This is a genomic window from Paraburkholderia sp. 35.1 (assembly GCF_050436525.1).
GTDB classification, from domain to species: domain Bacteria; phylum Pseudomonadota; class Gammaproteobacteria; order Burkholderiales; family Burkholderiaceae; genus Paraburkholderia; species Paraburkholderia tuberum.
Genome location: NZ_JBNDMJ010000002.1, coordinates 1,391,993 through 1,410,700, shown reverse-complemented (window position 1 = coordinate 1,410,700; position 18,708 = coordinate 1,391,993). Strand labels below are relative to the sequence as shown.

Below are 18,708 nucleotides of genomic sequence, written 5' to 3'. Positions count from 1 at the left end.
GCAAGTCCGTATTTGCAGGAGTTTCTGGTGAATAGCGAGCGAAGACGCTCTTACTGGCGCGAATGAGCAGTCGGAGCGCAACTCAGGGCTGCGACAGCCCCCTGGCGCCGGCGTCGTGCGAAACGTCCAGCCTGAACATCGAAACGGCGGTTTTCAGGTCGCCTGCCTGTGACTTGAGCGAGCTGGCTGCGGCCGCTGCCTCTTCGACCAGGGCCGCGTTCTGCTGTGCGACTTCGTCCATCTGCGTGACGGCCTGGTTGACCTGGCCGATGCCCTTGCTCTGTTCCTGCGACGCAGCGCTCACGCGCCGGATCTCGTGAATGATCTCGCGCATCTTCGTTCCGGCTTCCTGTACATGGCCGGCGCCTGTCCGCACCCGTTCGACGGAATCGCGGATCAGATCCTTGATTTCCTTGGCTGCCGCCGAAGAACGCTATGCCAACGAACGCACTTCGGAGGCCACCACCGCAAAACCCCGCCCTTGCTCGCCCGCCCGCGCCGCTTCGACGGCCGCGCATTCAACGCAAGGATATTCGTCTGGAAGGCGATACCTTCGATGATGCCAACGATATTGGCGATCCTGTCCGAGCTGGCATTGATGCCTTCCATGGTTTCCACCACGCGTGACACCACGGTGCCGCCCTGCTCCGCCACCTGGGCGCCCCGTGCCGCGAGCTGGTTGGCCTGACTCGCATTGTCGGCATTCTGGGTAACGGTAGAGGTCAGTTGCTCCATGCTAGAGGCGGTTTCCTCGAGCGAGGCGGCCTGCTCTTCGGTGCGTTGCGACAGATCCTGGTTACCCGCTGCAATCTGATGAGCGGCGGTGGCAATCGAGTCGGCCGAGATCTTGATCGCGCCGATCGTTTGCATAAGTTGCTCCTGCATGCGCTTCATTGAAAACAGCAGGCTTGAGCGGTCATCTGGGGCGGTCTTCACTACGGCGGTCAGATCGTTGTTAGCAATCTGGTTGGCAATCTCGGCGGCATAAGACGGCTCTCCGCCCAGTGAGCGGAGGATGCCACGGTTGAGCAGTACTACGACAGCCGATAAAACGCCGGCCAATACCACCAGAATCCCGAGGCTCTGATACAGCGACGAGTGGAATGCCGCATCGAGGTCATCGACATAGAGGCCCGTCGCGAGAATCCAGTCCCACGGCTGATAGCTCACGCTACAGGCGATTTTCGGCAAAAATCCGGTGACTCCCGGCTTTGCAGCGGTATAGGCGGTAAAGCCCTTACCGTCGTGTTTGATGACCGCGACCATCTCCCTGAAGAGATACACACCGTTCGGATCCTTGTAGTCGACGACATCCATGCCGTTCAGCTCCGCTTTCGCCGGGTGCATCAGGATGTGCGACTGCGAATTGAGGATCATGAAATAGCCATCTTTGCCGAACCGCATGTTCCGGATGCTGTCCATGGCGCGTTTCTGCGCTTCCGCTAAGGGCATCGAGCCGGCTGCCACCTGGTCGCCAAAGGTCTTGACGACACTCAAGGCGAGCTCCGACGCGTGTTTCAGGTCCGCCTTGCGCTCGTCCAGCCGCACCTCTCTCGTCTGATACGCTTCGTAGATCGATATTCCCGCGAGACACAACAGGCTCAGGATCAGCGGCAGCCAGAGCTTCTGGACGAAAGACAGCTTCATATGTTTGTGAACCTTCCAGATCGATAGCCGCGAGCAGGCAAAATCGATGTGCTGCGTTGGTAATGGTCAGCCAGGCTCGCACGCGAGTTCCGGCACCGCCGTGGCAAGACGGAAACGTCACGCGGCAATGCGATCCCGGCCATCGATGCTGTGCAGAGCACAAAGCTCGCCCGGCGTAAGCGGTGTAGCTGGCCCATCAAGGCGAACCACCCGGAACATGGACATCAGAAACCGTCCAGTCGAGGAGGTTCGCCACGCCGGCAGCACGCTCAGCCGCGTCGCGCTTCCGCGATGTGCCACCACCGGCCAATGAGGTACACCGTCAAGGGCAGAACTGCCGCGAGGGGAAGCAGGCGCAACGCGCCTTGAAGACCCACCGAGTCCGCTATCACACCGGTGAAGAAGGGACCCGCTGCGAGGCCTAATATATTGTTGAACAGCGTCAGTGTTGCAAATGCCGAGCCATGGATAGCTGGCGGTGTTGCCCCAGCAATAATCGCGCTACATGTGCCGAACGAACTGGCAAGGAAAAACACCGCGGGCGCAAGGAGCGCGAGCTGCAGATTGCCCGGTGGCAAGCGGAACGCGACCGCCAGCAGGATGCCCAGCACGAGGCAATAACCAATGGCCATGTTCCACCGCTTAAGCGACGAGTCTCGGCTGATCCCGTCGGTGATCACACCGCACAGGAGTTGGCCCATGCCGCTGACAAGGACAAGGCCGGCCGCCGCTACGGCCGCCTTGCTGACAGGCATGTCCCAGTAGCGATTCAGGTAGCTGGGCAGCCACACGAAAAGCGTGCCCTGAATGAAGATCTGCAGGGCGCTGCCAAGGTACGCACAAAAGACGGAACGGGACGGAAACAGACCAGAGAAAAGCGCTTGGGGCGTCAGTTTCAGACGCTCGGCCACCGGCGTTCCGCTCGCATTGGCCGCATGCGCACGCGCGAGCCTTTTTTCCGAGACGACGAAGAAGTAAATGATCACCAGCACAAAACCAAAGACCGCCATCAGGCCCATCGACCAGCGCCAGCCAAAGCGAGTCGCAACGACGCCGGAAAGCGAAACACCGAGCACGGACCCAAAGGCAGCGGCAGACGTAAAGCCGCCGGCAATGGTAGAGCGCAGACGCTTTGGAAAGATGCTCATGAGCATCGCGAGTCCGACACTTCCGTAAGCAGCCTCGCCAACACCAACGAAGATGCGCGCGAGAAACATCTCGTTGTAGCTGCTTGCAATCGCGCACCCCAGCGTGGCAACACTCCACAGCACAGCCATCAGTGCAATGCTTTTGACACGTCCCCAACGGTCCGCGATTATGGAAAATGGGAGGGTCAGCACGCCGACCGCCAACGGCACCACGCCGCTAATCGAACCGAGCTTTGTATCGGTCAGCTGCCACTGCACTTTCAAGATCGGAAACAAGGCATTGAGCGCCTGCCGCGACATGTAGTCAGACAGCAAAAGGCAAAACATCAATGCAAATACCACCCAGGCGTAGACTCGGGCGCCACTGGTAGCCGCCGCCGACTCGGCCGGCACTACGTTACTTGTATAAGGGCTCAATTCTGTCTCCTCCAATGATTCTCTAAATTCATATTGAATCGTGCCGCCTGGCGTCGTCTGGCCCGTGTGAAGCAAGACCGCTAAACCGGGACCGGCAGTAGTTTCTGCTGACCGCCAGCATCGCCGAACGCTTTCTTTGTATCGCCGCGCGCGCTTTGGATTTCGACGCTTATTTCAAGCGTCTTGATGACTTGCGGAAGGCGCTCGCCAGCATGAACACCCTCCGTATAAGTGTTGCACCAAAGCCTCCCTTGCGGCTGCGAAGCGCCAGACGACGGACACTGATTTCAGGATAGCACCGAGAATTATTTTTGGCGACATTAATTATTATCCGCACGCGAAACGTCACGCCTGAGCGCAGAAACGAACTGTTTCGAAGCGGCGTAGGCCCCAAGCAAAGCTAAGGTTCCTAATATTGGGGGCACGACGAAACGTTCCTCGATAGGGATTTCTCGCACCGGATCGAGCTGGTCCGGCGCAAGTAAAGTGGAACGTGCGTGGCCTGATCGCGGGATCGGCATGATGCTCTGCGTGTACGCGAATCCGCTGACGCGGGAGCATGATCCCCGCATCGGCGTGTAGCAAACAACCGGAGGTGCTGGTATACGGTGTCTGCTATTAGGTGAGCGTACCAGCGTCCAGGAGAGGATGGATGAGCGGGAAGCGAAGTCGATTCCGACGACATGACATCCCAACGTGCCGCCACTATGCAGGGAATGTTCCAATCAATTCGTGCCGCATCGCGGCCACGATAGACGGGTCACTGGCAGCGGAAAACCCACCGCGGCGTTCCAAAAGATGGAACGCCGGGCAATCCGGATTCAACCGTCCAGAGCACGCCGGGAGCGACTCACTCTGTAGAGGCGGCGGCTCCTTCGGCCCGCGCCGCCTTTGGGGCACGTGCAGGTCGACTGTCTGCCGGTTTTGCAACGATTGCGCGAATGGCAGCATCCCTGGCGTCGTCCAGCCGCGAGGCTGCAAGGGAAAGCAGTAGCTTGTTGTCCCGTTTGATCGCGGCCTTCTGCAGCGCGCCCCAGACCTTTAAAGATGTGCGAACCGATTGAGGCTTAGCCACAAATCCTAGCCGGACATATCGCAGGGTTCGCAATGAGATGGAGTGCAGGACATCGACCAGAAGCCGGTTGCGGCACAGATCGACCGTGTTGAAATTCAGGAGGAAGCTTTCCACAGCATAGGCGTCTACCGACTCCTCGGCCGCCCTGATTAGCCTTGGCATATGCGCGGTCAGCAACGCCTCGAGTTCGGACGGGCTTTCGCGCGCCACCTGCTCCAACATCGTGACGTAAAGCACGCTGCGCACACGGAAAATGTCCCGAAGTTCATTCTCGTCGGGCGCCGTAACAATCGCCCCGCGCCTGGCCTGAAACTCAACCAGGCGGTCCCGCTCCAGAATACGCATCGCTTCGCGCACCGGCGCGCGGCTGACGTGCAACACCTCGCTGATATCTTTCTCCAGCAAGCGTTGCCCCGACTTCACCAGGTCAAGCGTAATGACCCCGGCCAGCCGGGCAGCGATCTGCTCGGCAATCGGCACCGAGGCATACGCCCAGTCCTGCCCACGCAGCACCGCCCGCTCGACTGCCAGCATCAGTGAATTCTTGGGCGTAAGAAGCGAGGAAAGATCGGGAAGGTTCTGCGTTTTATTTCGGGCCATGGCGTATAGCGCAATGAATTTTCGTCGAATTTAATCCTTTGACCATTATAGTCTCCAGCATTGTAATGTCGACAACAACTCCCTGGCCAACGGGCGTATCGAGTATACGGTGGGTACCAAGGGCGACAGCCATGACGACGCGCTGACCGAGGCAATCAAAGATCCATACAAAACCGGACTGCGACCACGGGCTGGAGCCCGAACACCTCGAGCCTCGCGAGGACAGGCAAACGGTTAGTATGGTTTATCGCCTTCGATTCCTGCTCGCTCCATCTTGCGCGGAGCCGGCCAATAATCCATTACCGCGTAGTGCTGCGTTGGCCGGTTGTCCCAGATGGCAATACTGTTCGGTTTCCACCGGAAGCGAACCTGATACTCAGGGATCGATGCCTGGCTCTGCAGATAATTCAGCAGAAGGCTCGCACCTGGCGTCTTGTCCAGACCGTAACGCACGTTCTCAGGTGTATGGTAGTTGGCGAAATGCGTCGTGAAGCTGCTGACGTATAGAATCTTTTCGCCAGTCTCCGGGTGCGTCCGCACGACAGGGTGCTCCACCTCTGGATTCCGCGCCGCAAGTTTTCTTCGTTCCTCCAGATCCATTGCCGCACCGAACGAGTGCTCAATGCTGCTTTTTGCTCTCAATCCCTCGATGCGCTTCTTGATCTCTTCTGGTAGTTGCTTATAAGCCTCTACCATGTTGACCCAGATGGTGTCACCCCCAACCTCTGGACACTCGACGCAGCGCAGCACGGCGCCCATAGATGGGTTCGGCCGCCAAAGTCCGTCACTGTGATAGTTATTTTCGTAAGGATTCTTTTGTTCCGACCGATAGATCTGCACGAGACCCGGGTTTTCCGGATCGCTCTCCGCAACCGGATGTTCTTCCAATTTCCCGAAACGGCTCGCAAAGGCTACATGCTCTTTCCGAGAGATATCTTGATCTCGAAAAAAGAGGACTCGGTGCTTAAGCAACAAAGCCTTGACTTCTGCGAACAGCGATGCATCTCGAGACGCATCCCCCAGGCTCACACCGGACACCTCGGCACCAATGCAAGCGGTCAGTCTTTCTACCTTAATCATGAGCGATATCTCCTTGTTCTGGTAGGAATTTCGCCAATTCCCCCACCGTCGCCGCGTGGCGCCGCAGCTTTACGAAACCGTAAAATATTGTTGCCCTGCATCTGTACAAACACGATAGCAGACCATTTTATTTATGTCGACATTAAGTTATGTACCTTAGGCTTGGTCGGTCGCGAAATACGATGGCAGGTATGGCTAGCCGTGCGCCGCGCCCGCCGCAGGCCGGGTTGATCGCGAGTTATTGATGCCGCCGCTCGGGCTGTCGGTAGTGCGTGAGCACTCATTTGATCGCGCAACTGGAGCTTGCATAGCCGGATGGATCATCGCGACGCTCTCTGCTGAAGCAGTCATGGCGGGCGCCTGGCGAGCGCGCTGATCAACTGAAGCAATTCCAGCGCTCGCGCTGCGGCGCGAGAACCGTCTGGCAAATCTCCCCGAACATAAAGAGGGCGAAGCTCCTCGATTTCGGTCAGCGCACCAAGCAGTGCGCCTTCCGCAAGGGAATACTTGCGCAGCATGTTCACGACCAGCATCGAGTTGTGGACGATGTCCTCACTGTCTGAAGTGACGCCGCGGCGATGCAGCGCATAGTTCGCCCAGTGTGTCCCAGCCAGCATCGCTGCCTCAATCTTCATTTCCCAGTCATCTTTGCCGAGAAACCTCAGTGACGTCTCGATGTTTTCAGCCTTGAGCCGATGATTCTCTGTTTTCATACTCGGTACCCTTCAACGCCTGTTCGAATGTGTACATGACTTGTGTAAACGCTTGCTCACATTCGTCGACAATGGCTTGTACTGGAACGCGATCTCCGCGAATGCATGGATCCCGGTGATGTTCGATGGTATGCAACGCGTGTTCGAGTTGCCGAATGGCCTGAGGTACGTCTCCCGCGATCTCCGGCCAGCCCACATGGCTCACATCGCCGAGCCCACGCAACTCGCGTGCGTAGCTGCCGTCCGGTTGCTTCACAACGTGCACGCCGGGAATGGTGGAGAACACAGGGTCGTCACGCGTCAGACCAGCGAGATGAAGCGTTGCGTTGAACACGTTGATGCTCGCGGTCAGCGTGGTCCAGAACCACAATTCGAAGTCGGCTAACGGGTCGAGGTGCTGCCGAAGCACCGCCAGGCGTCGCACCTTGTCGAGGTGAGAGATGACTTTCATGACAGGTTCCTCCTTACGTGAACGGCCGGCCTGCATATCAGTGAAGGGCGACAGACTCCATCACATGCCGGGCTTCGAGTTCCAGTTGCGCTTCGAGGGTATTGTCAGCGTGACGACGCAATTTCTTGATCCGGACGATCACCCGCTGCGGACCGGTCGCGAACGTCACTGCCATGGAGATCGCCTCGGTGAGCGCGCGCCCTGAGTCAACGAGGCGGTTGACGATACCCAAACCATGCATGCGTTCGCCCGTGACAGGCTCGCCCGTCAGGCATAGTTCCGTCAGCACTCGCCGTGAGACGAATTCGGACGGAGCACGGCGGTTCTGTCGCCGGGCGAAAGGCCGACCTTCCCATACGCCACAAAGAAAGACGCATTGCGAGCGGCAACCAGCATGTCACACGCGAGCGCAATCGATAAACCCGCACGCTGAACCTTCGACTGCGGCGATCACCGGCTTGCTGCAACTGCAAATCGAGCGGATCAGGTCATGCAGACGTTCGATTCCTGCGCGAAGCTCCAGCAGCGTCGTCGTGGGTCGTTGCGCATGCCGGTCCAGATCGCCGCCAGCGCAGAAGGCATTGCCAACGCCGGTGAGAACGATTGCGCCTATACCCGGATCGGCCTGCGCTTCAGCCAGCGCGGCCGGAAGGGCATCACATAACTCATGAGTCACCGCATTGCGCGCGGTCGCGTTGTTGATGGACATCACTTGCACCGCGCCATCGCGATGCTTGAGAACCGCTTCGTTCATGGCTTTAACTCCGGCCAAGCGCGATATAGCGCGCGAGTTAATGGTCTTCGTCGCCTAGTCGACGATCGATCATTACGGTCCATCGGAAACCCTGACTCCCGCAAGGCGCAGTCGACCGGGAAAAGTCGCACCCGGTTTGCAGACTCGAATCAGATTCAAATCCATTGGGCAAGTCTGTCAATTCAAACTGAACTGGCCTGCGCGCTGCACTACTGACCGAACGGCCGCTGCACCGTGAGCTTGCTGGTCACCGACGCCACCCCCGCGACGCCATTCACGACCTCCGTGACGGTATTGATCTGCGACGCCTCCGGGACAGTGCCGCTGATCATCACGGCGCCGCCTTTCGCAGTGACGCTGATGTTGCCCGCGTCAATCTCCTTGTGCTTCGCGAGCGCTGCGTACACCTTGCGTCGCAGCGCGCGATTCGCCTGCCGCGCGGCTTTGGCCGTCATGCCGCTCGACGCGGAGGCTGCGGTGCCAGCCAATGCCCCTGCCGACGCGCCGTCCTGCGCCCACGCACCGATCGACACTGCCGCGATCGCGACGCCAAGAGCCACCCTGAGTCCATTCATCGTTTTCATCGTTGCTCTCCGTTTCGATTTCAATGCATCAGAAGCTGTGACGCAGGCCGATCATCGCGGCCGTGGTCGATACGCCCGGCGCGACGATCTGGCCGTACATGATCGTCTGGTTCATCGTCCCGCGGTTCGCAACGTACCCGACCTGCGCAGAGACTATCGTGCGCTTCGACAGGCTGTATTCCGCGCCCACTGCGTATTCGCTCGAATGGTTCGCCGAGTTGTTGCGATCCTTCAGGTAGTAGAAGCCAGACGTGATCTTGAAGAACGGGGTGAACTGATAGCCGAGACCACCCGAAATCATTTCGTAGTCCGCGAGGCGCGTGTTCGACGGATTCTTGCCGATCCCGTACGACGCCGACACCGATACGCCGCGGAACGTGTACTTCGCGCCGAAATAATAGAGGCGGTTATTGTCGTACCCGGTCGGCGCGGCCGCCGCGAGGTTCGTGTCGTGGGCGTTGTAGTAGACGGCGGACAGATTGAGGCCGTAGTTCGAATACCTGAGCACCGCCGATTCGCGCGTACCGCCCTGAATCTGGCCCGCCACGCCGCCCGGCGCGTACTCGAGCGCGGCTGACGCGCCGTAGAACTTCGGTGTCTGGTAGACGAGCGCGTTGCTGTCATACAACGCGCCGAGGGGCACATTCGTGTTCGTCCCGGGCCAGCCGGCGGCCTGGTTCAGCCCGAGCCATGCGCCCAGGATGCTGCCGAAGTACTGCGCCGCGCGGACGTCGGTATCGGCCATCGCGTAGATCATCGGCGTGTATTGCCGTCCGGCGTCGAACGTGCCGAACGGTCCGGAGAGGCCGACCGTCGTCTGCTGGTTGAATATCGCAGTCGTGCCCGTCGTGTCGGGCAGCCCGACCTTGCCGTTGCTGCTGTTGAACACCCCCTGTAGCCTGAAGTTGACCTTGTAGCCGCCGCCGATGTCTTCGGTCCCCTTGATGCCCCAGAAACTCCCATAGAGGCTGCCGTCCTTGATGCCGTACACGTGCCCGTTGTTGTGGGCGTTCGGCGCGAACGAGGACGCCGCCGTGCTCTGAAAGAAAACGCCCGAATCGATTGCGCCATACAACGTGACCGACGACTGCGCATGCGCTGCGCTGGCGAATACCGCGAGTATTGCTACTCCGCTCCACTTCAGTTTCATTGACGTCGCCTCTGCCTTTTATGATGACCGGGCGAGCCCGGGCGGATGCTTGCCTGTTACCGAATGGCGCGGGGTCGTCGATCCCCGCTGCCGGCGCAATCGGTGCATGCGCGCGTTCATGTAGCGAAAGATCTTCCCGGTATTGGAGCTGTGGAACTGAACGATGTCGCCGACGACTTCTATACAGAAGGCCGGCGGCGATCGCCCCAACCAGGGTGACCGACGACCCCGCATACGCGCCGCCGCTCAATAACGACGACGGCGCGTCGATATCGACGATTTTCCGCTTCATGGCGCCCTCTTTTCATGCCCGTCGACTGATTTGGACGGGATGCGCAACTTGACGATCCCTCGACGATTCCGGGGCCTTCCTGCAACGGCCCGGCTTGCCGACCGAACACTGACAATGCCGATCATCCTCTAAAATTGTTGATGTCGACATTAATACTTATACTGAGTCGACCCGGCAGGCAGAACGGTATATGGCTTCGCGACAAGCGACCACGACACCCGCGACAGATTCCGCATCTCTATTTTTGTCGACATTATTATTTTATGGGGATACACTGTGAACCACAGTGGCCTTGCACTGCCGCGGCCGATGTGAAGTCAATGAACGGAGGGATTCCGATGCTCTCGACGCAGCCATTTGCGAAGATATTGGTGAACAAAACTCATGCCGCTCGACGGATTGCGGCGCGGATTGCCTCAGGGTTTGTCCCGAGGGGGAATCTCACTCCGATGACTCATGAAGCGCTTTGCTATGCGTGCATGGTCGGCATTGTGATGCCGACCCACCATGACGTCACGCCGACGCATCCGTCTCATTGTCTAAGCCGCTGAGAAGCACGTTGAAGAAGGAACGATTCATTGCGCAGCACATTGCTTCCGACAGAATCGCGCGCGGCATGCCAATGGCTCATCAGGACCCCGATGAAAGTCAGGTGCTGACAATGAACCAGATTGGTCAGCATGATGTGCACTTGATCTCGTTTCGTCCTGCCGTCGCTGTCGGGATCGTGGATGCGGCAGTCGATGATCCGGCGCTCTTGCGTCAGCGGATTACTGTCATGAAAAGTCAAGTGCAAGGCATGCAATGTAAAGCAGGAAGTGACGGCGGGCCAGATGATTCACTGGGCGCATCAGACACTCGATGGTGCTGCGAATGGCGTACTAAAGCTTTCTCATCCAGTTCGACATTCTCACTATTCACAATTTCAATTTGGAGATCCATCACCATGAACTTCCTTGACGGCCACCTGTATCCCGAGAACCAGCAGCCCCTGATCATTACAGCCGCTCCCTATGCGCCGGGCTGGATTCCCTCAGACTTCCCGGAAGATATCCCTGTCACCATGGAGGAGCAGATCCAGAAGGCGGTGGATTGCTACGAAGCTGGTGCCACCGTGCTGCATCTGCATGTGCGCGAAGCCGATGGCAAGGGCAGCAAGCGCCTGTCCATGTTCAATGAACTGATCGCCGGGGTGCGCGCCCGCGTGCCGGAAATGGTCATCCAGGTGGGCGGTTCCATCAGCTTCGCGCCTGAATCCGAGGGCCAAGCCGCCCAATGGCTAAGCGATGACACGCGGCATATGCTGGCCGAACTCGATCCGAAGCCCGACCAGGTGACTGTCACCGTCAACACGACACAGATGAACGTGACAGAGCATGCCGGTATGGATGACTTCAAGGGTGTTTCGCGAGGATTCCCGCACCTCTATGCAACCTACAAGGACATGATTGTCCCCTCGAATCCCAGCTGGGCCGAAGAGCACATCCGACGCCTGACAGCCGCCGGAATCCAAAGTGAGTTTCAGTGCTACAACATCAACAGCTTTGAAACGATCGAGCGGATGATTCGCCGCGGTGTCTACAAGGGGCCACTGGTGATGAACTGGGTGGCTATCAGCGGCGGCATGGATCAGGCGAACATCTACAACCTGGCCAACTTCCTGCGTGCTGCGCCCGACGGCGCAGTGGTGACGGTGGAGAGTTCGGTGCTAAATGTGCTGCCCGTGAATATGATTGGCATCGCCTTGGGTCTGCATGTGCGGTGCGGCATCGAGGATGTGCTCTGGAACCAGACCCGCACGGGCAAGATGAGCTCCGTCGAGCAGATCAAGCAGTTGGTGCGCATTTCAGGCGAATTTGGCCGTCCCATCGCGACAGCGAAACAGGCGCGAGAGATCATGAAGATTGGGGTCTTCTACGACACGGCTGACGAGACGCTTCAGGCCAACGGCTTCGCGCCCAATCGTAACGGTGGCAACCAGGGCTTCCTGCGCAAGCCGACCCAAGGGTGAAGTAAGCGCTAGCGAGCCGCAGACGAACTGCGGCAGTCGATACATATCCGCAACCAGCTTGCATCGGACCAGAGTAAGGGCTTTGCATGGGACCAGAGTAGCGCGCTGAAGCGCGAACTCTGGTCGACAGCTAAAGCGCCAACTCTGGTCGACCGCAGATATTGCATGGGACCAGAGTAAGGCGCTAAAGCGCCAACTCTGGTCGACAGGAGACAACATGGCAAAAGTCGTTAAATTCTACGAAACCGGCGGTCCCGAGGTCCTTCGTTTTGAGGACGCTGAAGTTGGAGAGCCGGGACCGGGAGAGGTGCGCGTCCGCCACGTGGCAGTGGGTCTTAACTTTGCCGACACCTACTTTCGCGGCGGTATCTACGAGGTTCCGCTGCCCAGCGGCCTCGGCAACGAGGCATCCGGCGTGGTCGAGGCCATCGGTGCGGGCGTGACCCATCTGGCGGTCGGCGACCGTGTGACCTACACGGGCTTCATCAACACGCTGGGCGCCTACAGCACGGAGCGGCTGATTTCTGCCGCGCCGCTGATCAAGCTGCCGGAGGCCATCAGTTGCGAAGCTGCGGCGGCCATGACCATGCGGGGCTTGTCCGCCGCCTACCTGGTGCGCCGAATCTACCCTTTCAAAGCTGGCGACGCCGTGCTGCTGCATGCCGCAGCAGGCGGTGTTGGCCTGATCGTTTCGCAGTGGGCCAAACTGCTCGGCCTGACGGTGATCGGTACGGTTTCGACTGACGCCAAGGCGGAGGTGGCGCGCGCCCACGGCTGTGATCACACGATCAACTATAGTCATGACGATGTGGCCAAGCGCGTGCGGGAACTCACCAACGGAGTGGGCGTGTCCGTGGTCTTCGACAGCGTGGGCAAGACCACCTTCATGTCCTCGCTAGACTCTCTCAAGCGCCGCGGCCTGCTGGTCTGCGTCGGCACCGCTTCCGGCAAAATCCCGCCGTTCGATCCGGCAATTCTGGCCCGCAAGGGCTCGCTGTACGTGACCCGCCCGGGTCTCGCCGACTACATCGCCGATCCGGCCGAGAAGGCAGAACTGGTCGATGAGCTATTCGGCCATGTGGCGGCAGGCCGCATCCGCATCGGGATCAATCAGCGGTATGCCCTGGAGGACGCGGTGCAGGCACATCAGGACCTGGAGGCTCGAAAAACTACGGGGTCCTCCATTTTCGTGATTTGAATATGTCAGGCTGTTTGGGCTGCGGAACGTAGCCCAGTGATTCGGCATGTCGGGTCAGGTCGTTAATGACCCGCTGCCGGACGGTTATACGTATGAACGTTAGGGCTGCACGGGTCGAAGGACATTCTGGGCAGGAAGTAACAATCACCCTCGCAGACGGCAGCGCCGTACGGGGCACGCATATTCTCGTCGCGGCAGGGCGTATCCCCAACGCCCGAGATATTGGTCTTGACGCGGCAGGAGTTGAAGTTGATTTGCGCGGCTTCATCGTCACAGACGAGCGACTCGCAACGACTGCACAGAACACGTGGGCAATCGGTGAAGTTCCCGGCACGCCCATGTTCACACACGCTTCCTTTGACGACTATCGCTTACTGAAATCGGTTCTGGACGGAGGCTTACGGACAAAGACAGACAGGGTTATCCCGTACGCGCTCTTTGTCGAGCCGGAGCTGGGAAGAATCGGCATCACTGAGATAGAAGCGACAACACGCGGCATTCCGGTCCGGGTCGCAAGCCTGCCGATGGCAGCTGCGCCCGTACCAACGGCGAAACGGATAGATCATAGTTGACCGTGACTCAGACGAGATTCTCGGCTTCACAAGAGGGTTGGCTGTAATTCGTGAATTTTTCGTCAAAACGATGCTAATTCAACGAGTCCAAAAGGAAAAATTTGACCGATCGCAGTGCATTGAACACTGCAAGGGTCGACTGAAAGTTAATGGCAGCTTCAGTCAGGTGGTAACCCCGGCCACCGCGATGCCCATTTCCAGATCGAACCAGCCGTCGCCGGCATGGTGCGCCGTCCCGTCGATGGCATGGATCTCGATCACGTTGAAGCGGAACTCAGCTGTCATGGTGACGCGCCAGCCCTAGTCGCGCAGAAGAGGTAACACGTCATTCACGAACGCGTACAACGCATCGGGCTCCGTTATTCCGAGCATCGCATCGGGAAGCGATTGCATACTCTGTACGCGGCCGGCGGGTATCTTCTGCAGCCCGCTCTTGCGCAGCTCCACGAGCCGCTTTTTCTCAGCATCAGCGCGCCGCCTGAGCTGAACAACGCCACCATCGGGATTCGAGACCAGGGTCGCGTCACTACCCGCGTTGAGGCAGGCCCCGTCGTAGTTGTCAAACGAACTAAAGTTGATACGAACTACTACAAAAGTTGGTGCCTTTTCAGTTCTGTGACGAATTCCGGGCTGAAGAGCCTTGTGTAGCAGGGTTTCCGGCTGATTGACGTAAAGATGGTACGCTGTGTAGCGAGAGACTTTGGCCTGTCTCACCCGACGCGTCGCCTCTCAATCAAGAATCTCGAGCCCGTTTTCAGCGCCCCATTGCCTTAGTGCCTTTTCGACAGAGTCGGCTTCAAACGCATACCAGCGTTCCAGAGCACCTTCGCGCTCGAGTAAATCCTTGAAGCGCGCGTATGCCCCTCGCCGCTGGAAAAACCCTTCAATCTGGTCATAACGCGCAGGCAGCTGCTGTGCGGCAAAGCGCAGGGCGAGACTGCTTCCGAGATCAAGTTCGTTCTTGTGCGGTATCGCGAGGTAGCGATCCGGGTCTTCCAGATCCTCGGGAATCGCCTCCTCGATCGTGTCGATGGCATCGGAAATCCAGTAGATTTTTCCCGTATCGAGCGAGATATACGCCTGGTGTTCCATCGGCGCTGCATAGCTGACGAAGTCGAAGGCCGAGGAAAGATCATCGAATTTGACGGCGACCATGACGGTGACCTCATCGGGATGTTTTTGCTTTCTGTGGGGGTCGTGGTGTCGCCGGCGAACGTGTGGGCGGTTTTTGCGTGGCGGTTGAACGGGGCGCCTTTGGAGCCCCCGCGCGCAGCTTGCCGGCAGGTTTTGCGGCAACGACGGGTTTGACCACCGCTTTAGGCGCCGCCGTTTTGCCTTTCGAGGTCGATTTCGCGCTTGCTGAACGGGTCGCCCCTGGTGCGTCCGCACGCGCCTTGCCAGCAGGTTTTGCGGCAACGACGGATTTGACCACCGTTTTGGGTGCCGCCGTTTTGCCTTTCGAGGTCGATTTCGCACTCGCTGCCGGTTTCGCTGGGGTCGATGGCGTGGGAACCCGGCTCGTTTGCGCAGCGGACTGCCTGCCTGTCCGTTTGCGTGCAGCAGGAGATGCGGCGAGCGGCTCGCTGCCGGTGTCGATCTCGATACCGAATACGTCGCCCAGGGCCGCGTCGTCGAGAACCTTGCCCGACGCTGGCGCGGGTCCCGCTGCGGACAATCCGGCACCCGTGCTGCTGACGAGATCGGCGGCGTCCACACCCCGCAGCGTGAAGAGCAGTTCGGGCTGCTGGTCGAACCGGGCGCCGATACCGTACAGCACCGCGGCCACATGCTTGCACATTGACGCCCAGTCGAGGCAGTTGCAACCGAACCGGATATCCTTCGGCGAGGGAAAGAGCCCCGTGCCCGGCTTGCAGATCCGTTCCATCACGGCGCCCGATAGCTTGCCCTGCAGCAGCTCGACCATGGAATCGATCGATGACGCGCAGTCGGCGACCAACGTGCGCCAGTGTTGATTGGCAGACGCACTGACGTCGATCTTGACCGTGTAGAGGCTCGATCCCATGACCTGTGCGTGTATTTTGCCCGCCGTGATCTGCAGATCGATCACCGAACCGTTACGGACGTAGGTGCGCCCGCGCGGCAGGCGATTGCCGTAGTCGCTGTAGCGCTCCAGATTATCGCACCACGCCTTGCCCCAGAAGGTTTTCGCGATGGCGCCGCGATACGGCGCGATCGGCGACAGCGTCCTGCCGGTCTTGATTGCTTTCGCGACCTGCTGTTCGGCTTTTCTCCGGCGTTCAGCCACCGGGACATAAGGTTTCCATCCACCGTAGTAACCCATCACATTCCCTTTGCGTAGTCAGGTTTCCTGCGCACGATGTATATCGAGCCTGACGAGATCGAGCAACTCCCGATCGGTCATTTCAGTCAGCAGCAGCTCCGCTCCGCCTTCGAGCACATCCTTCACCAGTTGCTGCTTCGTTTCGATTAGCTGGTCGATCCGATCCTCGACTGTGCCCCGGCAGACGAACTTGTGCACCAGCACGTTCCTGCGCTGGCCGATGCGAAAGGCCCGGTCCGTCGCCTGATTCTCCACGGCCGGATTCCACCAGCGATCGAAATGAATCACGTGGGAGGCAGCCGTGAGATTCAACCCCGATCCCCCTGCCTTGAGCGACAGCACGAAGAAGGGTGTCAATTCGTCTTCCTGAAAAAGCCTGACCAGCTCGCGCCGCTTTCCGACCGGGGTGCCGCCATGCAGGATCAAACCCTCGCGGCCAAACAGTGATCCCAGAAACGCCGCCAGGGGCTCGGTGGTTTCGCGAAACTGCGTGAATACGAGTACCTTTTCCTGCTTGGCGGCAATCACGTCGACCAGTTCCCGCAGACGCGCAAATTTGCCGCTGGCCTCAGGCTTCCATGCCGCGTCGCCGAGCCACTGGGACGGATGGTTGCATATCTGCTTCAAACGCATCAGGTAGCTCAGCACGATGCCCTTGCGCTCGATGCCTTGTGCACCGTCGAGCGCGGCGGCCAGGTCCTGAACCGCGTGCTCGTACAGTGCGGCCTGGACGGGACTCAGGTGACACCAGGCCTTGAGCTCGGTCTTTTCCGGGAGATCGGCAATGACATTCCTGTCCGTCTTCAGGCGGCGCAGAATGTACGGTCGCACGAGCGAGCGAAGCGGACCGAAGTGCCCGGCTTTCGCGAGACGCCTGCTGAATCCGGCGAAATCCTTCGCCGAGCCCAGCAGGCCCGGATGCGTGAAATCGAAGATGGACCACAGGTCCGCCAGGCCGTTTTCCACGGGGGTACCTGTCAGGGCGATGCGCGACTGCGCCTGAAGCTTCTTGACCTGCCGGGTCTGCCTGGCTCCGGGGTTCTTGATTGCCTGCGCTTCGTCGACGATCGCCAGGCGCCATCGGATCGTCTCCAGCGCGGGTTGGCGAAGCAGCGCGCCAAAACTGGTGATGACGAGGTCGGTCTGGGCGAGCCGCACCTCATCGAGGCCGCGCAGGGTCTCGGCGGGCGTGACGGAGGGGTGGGCGACCAGGACGCGCAGACCGGGCGCAAAGCGTTCGGCTTCCGAGGCCCAGTTGGCCAGCAAGGAGGCCGGCGCAACGAGGAGGCTGGGACGTGGATCACGCTGTTCGCGCTTCAGGATGAGGAGCAGCGCGAGGATCTGGATCGTTTTGCCGAGCCCCATGTCGTCGGCCAGACACGCACCCAGTTCGAGCCGGCTGAGCAGGTAGAGCCACTGCACGCCTGCGTGCTGGTACGGTCGAAGCTGCGCATGCAACCCGGGGCCCGGCTCGACGCGAGCCAGGCCTTGCGGTTGACGCAGGTTCTGAAGGGTATCGGCCAGCCAGGGACCGGCCACGACCTGCGCCCAGTCGTGTTCTTCAGGCACTTCGGCATCATTGCCCGGCACGCCTGCCAGCAGGCGTAGCGCGTCGTTGAGTGGGAGCCCCAATTGCGCGGCTTGCCCGAGATCTTCGAAGCGTTGCAGAAGACGGCCGAGCTTCCGGGTATCCACCTCGATCCAGCGCCCGCGGATCCACTGCAGGCCGTCGGCGCCCTTGAGCAGCTTTCGGACTTCGGCGGGGCTTAATGGTTCGCCCTCGAGCGAGACTGCCAGGTTGAAATCGAGCAAGGCATCCTTGCCGACGAGCGACGGCGGTTTCGTGCCCACACTGGCCGTGACGCTCGGCCGCGCGGGACGACCCGTCGTCCACGTACCGGGCAGCCGGACGATGATGCCGGCGGCCTCGAGTGCCGGCAGATCCTGGAGCAGGTGCCAGGCCTCGGTGGGCGTCCAGCGCAGCGGATGATAGATCTCGCGCGACTCAAGCATGGAGCGCACCCAGTCGCAACACTCGGCCGCCCGCTGAACGGGGAGCAGCAGCGAAAGAAGCTGCGCCTTGTTGCGCGTGCCGGAAAATTCCTCGAGCGAGCGCGACAGGGGCTGATGCTGGGTCTTGCCATGCGCGGAGACGCGCGCCGTATAAGTGGCCAGAAAAGCGAAGGGGGCCTCAGGGTCTTTCCGGTTCTCGGCAAGATTGAAGTGGACCCGGCCCACCAGATTCCAGGTGGGGTGACGCGACTTGAGAAATGCCTGAAGCGAACCACCCGTGCGGACCAACTCCTGACGCAGGGCGCTGTCGATCTCGCCCCACAGGGTCGCGAGCACTTGCGGCGTGAGATATTCGACGCCCGTCATGGGTGGGGCATCGTCGATCAGCCTCCCGATGTCCCGGGCGTCCGGTTCGGCGACTGCGATGTCCCCGTCTGTGGCCGTCGTGCACAACGCGGTGACGTAACGCATGGCGAAGTCGCGCCACCAGCCCCAGGCGGGGGGCAGTGCCCGTCCGATTACCGTGCTGCCGAGATAGAGCAGACCGTGGCCTGCGCCGGCCTGAAAAGCGCGGTCGAGCGCGATGTCTTCCGGCACAGGGGAAGCATCGGTTTTCGGCACCGCAAGAAGATGACCCGTCGGCGTGATGTTGGGCGCAAGATGATCCGTATTGATCGAAGGCATGATGGTCGAAGGCGCTG

16 protein-coding genes and 2 pseudogenes are annotated in these 18,708 nt (G+C 59.9%); 3 read left to right on the top strand and 15 right to left on the bottom strand.

The window, feature by feature from the left end; all coding sequences use genetic code 11:
* Positions 1-82: 82 nt before the first annotated feature.
* The 10 genes and pseudogenes from OKW27_RS12485 to OKW27_RS12440 all read right to left on the bottom strand — a co-directional run bounded on the left by OKW27_RS12485 (position 83) and on the right by OKW27_RS12440 (position 9,619).
* A pseudogene (locus tag OKW27_RS12485) lies at positions 83-1,647 on the bottom strand (methyl-accepting chemotaxis protein).
* A 269-nt stretch (positions 1,648-1,916) separates the two neighbouring features.
* Complete coding sequence (locus OKW27_RS12480) at positions 1,917-3,212, bottom strand: MFS transporter (protein ID WP_429333632.1); 1,296 nt, start codon at positions 3,210-3,212, stop codon at positions 1,917-1,919.
* 850 nt (positions 3,213-4,062) lie between these two features.
* Positions 4,063-4,887, bottom strand: a complete 825-nt coding sequence (locus OKW27_RS12475; RefSeq protein ID WP_429333631.1) for a GntR family transcriptional regulator — start codon at positions 4,885-4,887, stop codon at positions 4,063-4,065.
* Positions 4,888-5,121: 234 nt separating this feature from the next.
* Positions 5,122-5,964, bottom strand: a complete 843-nt coding sequence (locus OKW27_RS12470; protein ID WP_090810166.1) for a TauD/TfdA dioxygenase family protein — start codon at positions 5,962-5,964, stop codon at positions 5,122-5,124.
* 350 nt (positions 5,965-6,314) lie between these two features.
* Positions 6,315-6,680, bottom strand: coding sequence for a hypothetical protein (locus tag OKW27_RS12465; RefSeq protein ID WP_090806699.1), 366 nt, complete (start codon positions 6,678-6,680; stop codon positions 6,315-6,317).
* A complete protein-coding gene (locus OKW27_RS12460; protein WP_176079014.1) occupies positions 6,649-7,131 on the bottom strand; it encodes a hypothetical protein in 483 nt (160 codons plus the stop codon). Before OKW27_RS12460 ends, OKW27_RS12465 begins: the two co-directional genes overlap by 32 nt.
* A 37-nt stretch (positions 7,132-7,168) precedes the next feature.
* The gene (locus OKW27_RS12455; RefSeq protein WP_429333630.1) at positions 7,169-7,420 is read right to left on the bottom strand and encodes a hypothetical protein; all 252 of its coding nucleotides are present in this window, start codon (positions 7,418-7,420) and stop codon (positions 7,169-7,171) included.
* A gap of 108 nt (positions 7,421-7,528) precedes the next feature.
* Positions 7,529-7,885, bottom strand: coding sequence for an enoyl-CoA hydratase-related protein (locus tag OKW27_RS12450; RefSeq protein ID WP_429333629.1), 357 nt, complete (start codon positions 7,883-7,885; stop codon positions 7,529-7,531).
* A gap of 209 nt (positions 7,886-8,094) precedes the next feature.
* Positions 8,095-8,469, bottom strand: a complete 375-nt coding sequence (locus OKW27_RS12445; RefSeq protein ID WP_090806701.1) for a BON domain-containing protein — start codon at positions 8,467-8,469, stop codon at positions 8,095-8,097.
* A gap of 28 nt (positions 8,470-8,497) precedes the next feature.
* Positions 8,498-9,619: a porin gene (locus OKW27_RS12440; RefSeq protein ID WP_429333628.1), complete on the bottom strand. Its 1,122-nt coding sequence runs from the start codon at positions 9,617-9,619 to the stop codon at positions 8,498-8,500.
* A 1,238-nt stretch (positions 9,620-10,857) separates the two neighbouring features.
* Here OKW27_RS12440 and OKW27_RS12435 point away from each other — a divergent pair.
* From OKW27_RS12435 to OKW27_RS12425, 3 genes and pseudogenes are all read left to right on the top strand, one after another.
* Complete coding sequence (locus OKW27_RS12435; protein WP_090806705.1) at positions 10,858-11,922, top strand: 3-keto-5-aminohexanoate cleavage protein; 1,065 nt, start codon at positions 10,858-10,860, stop codon at positions 11,920-11,922.
* A gap of 217 nt (positions 11,923-12,139) precedes the next feature.
* The gene (locus OKW27_RS12430) at positions 12,140-13,120 is read left to right on the top strand and encodes a quinone oxidoreductase family protein (protein ID WP_090806707.1); all 981 of its coding nucleotides are present in this window, start codon (positions 12,140-12,142) and stop codon (positions 13,118-13,120) included.
* 86 nt (positions 13,121-13,206) lie between these two features.
* A pseudogene (locus tag OKW27_RS12425) lies at positions 13,207-13,659 on the top strand (FAD-dependent oxidoreductase); the annotation flags it as partial.
* 195 nt (positions 13,660-13,854) lie between these two features.
* On the opposite strand, the gene OKW27_RS12420 reads toward OKW27_RS12425, so the two are convergent.
* Genes OKW27_RS12420 through OKW27_RS12400 form a run of 5 tightly spaced genes read right to left on the bottom strand, consistent with a single transcriptional unit; the run spans position 13,855 to position 18,691 of the window.
* Entirely contained in the window at positions 13,855-13,977 is a 123-nt protein-coding gene (locus tag OKW27_RS12420) for a hypothetical protein (RefSeq protein WP_341809960.1), read from the bottom strand.
* 15 nt (positions 13,978-13,992) lie between these two features.
* Positions 13,993-14,406, bottom strand: coding sequence for a hypothetical protein (locus OKW27_RS12415; protein WP_090806711.1), 414 nt, complete (start codon positions 14,404-14,406; stop codon positions 13,993-13,995).
* Positions 14,407-14,421: 15 nt separating this feature from the next.
* On the bottom strand, positions 14,422-14,847 hold the full coding sequence (locus OKW27_RS12410; protein ID WP_090806713.1) for a UPF0158 family protein: 426 nt from the start codon (positions 14,845-14,847) through the stop codon (positions 14,422-14,424).
* Between the two features lie 10 nt (positions 14,848-14,857).
* A complete protein-coding gene (locus OKW27_RS12405) occupies positions 14,858-15,994 on the bottom strand; it encodes a hypothetical protein (RefSeq protein ID WP_429333627.1) in 1,137 nt (378 codons plus the stop codon).
* 18 nt (positions 15,995-16,012) lie between these two features.
* The gene (locus OKW27_RS12400) at positions 16,013-18,691 is read right to left on the bottom strand and encodes a DEAD/DEAH box helicase (protein WP_429333626.1); all 2,679 of its coding nucleotides are present in this window, start codon (positions 18,689-18,691) and stop codon (positions 16,013-16,015) included.
* Between the last annotated feature and the right edge of the window lie 17 nt (positions 18,692-18,708).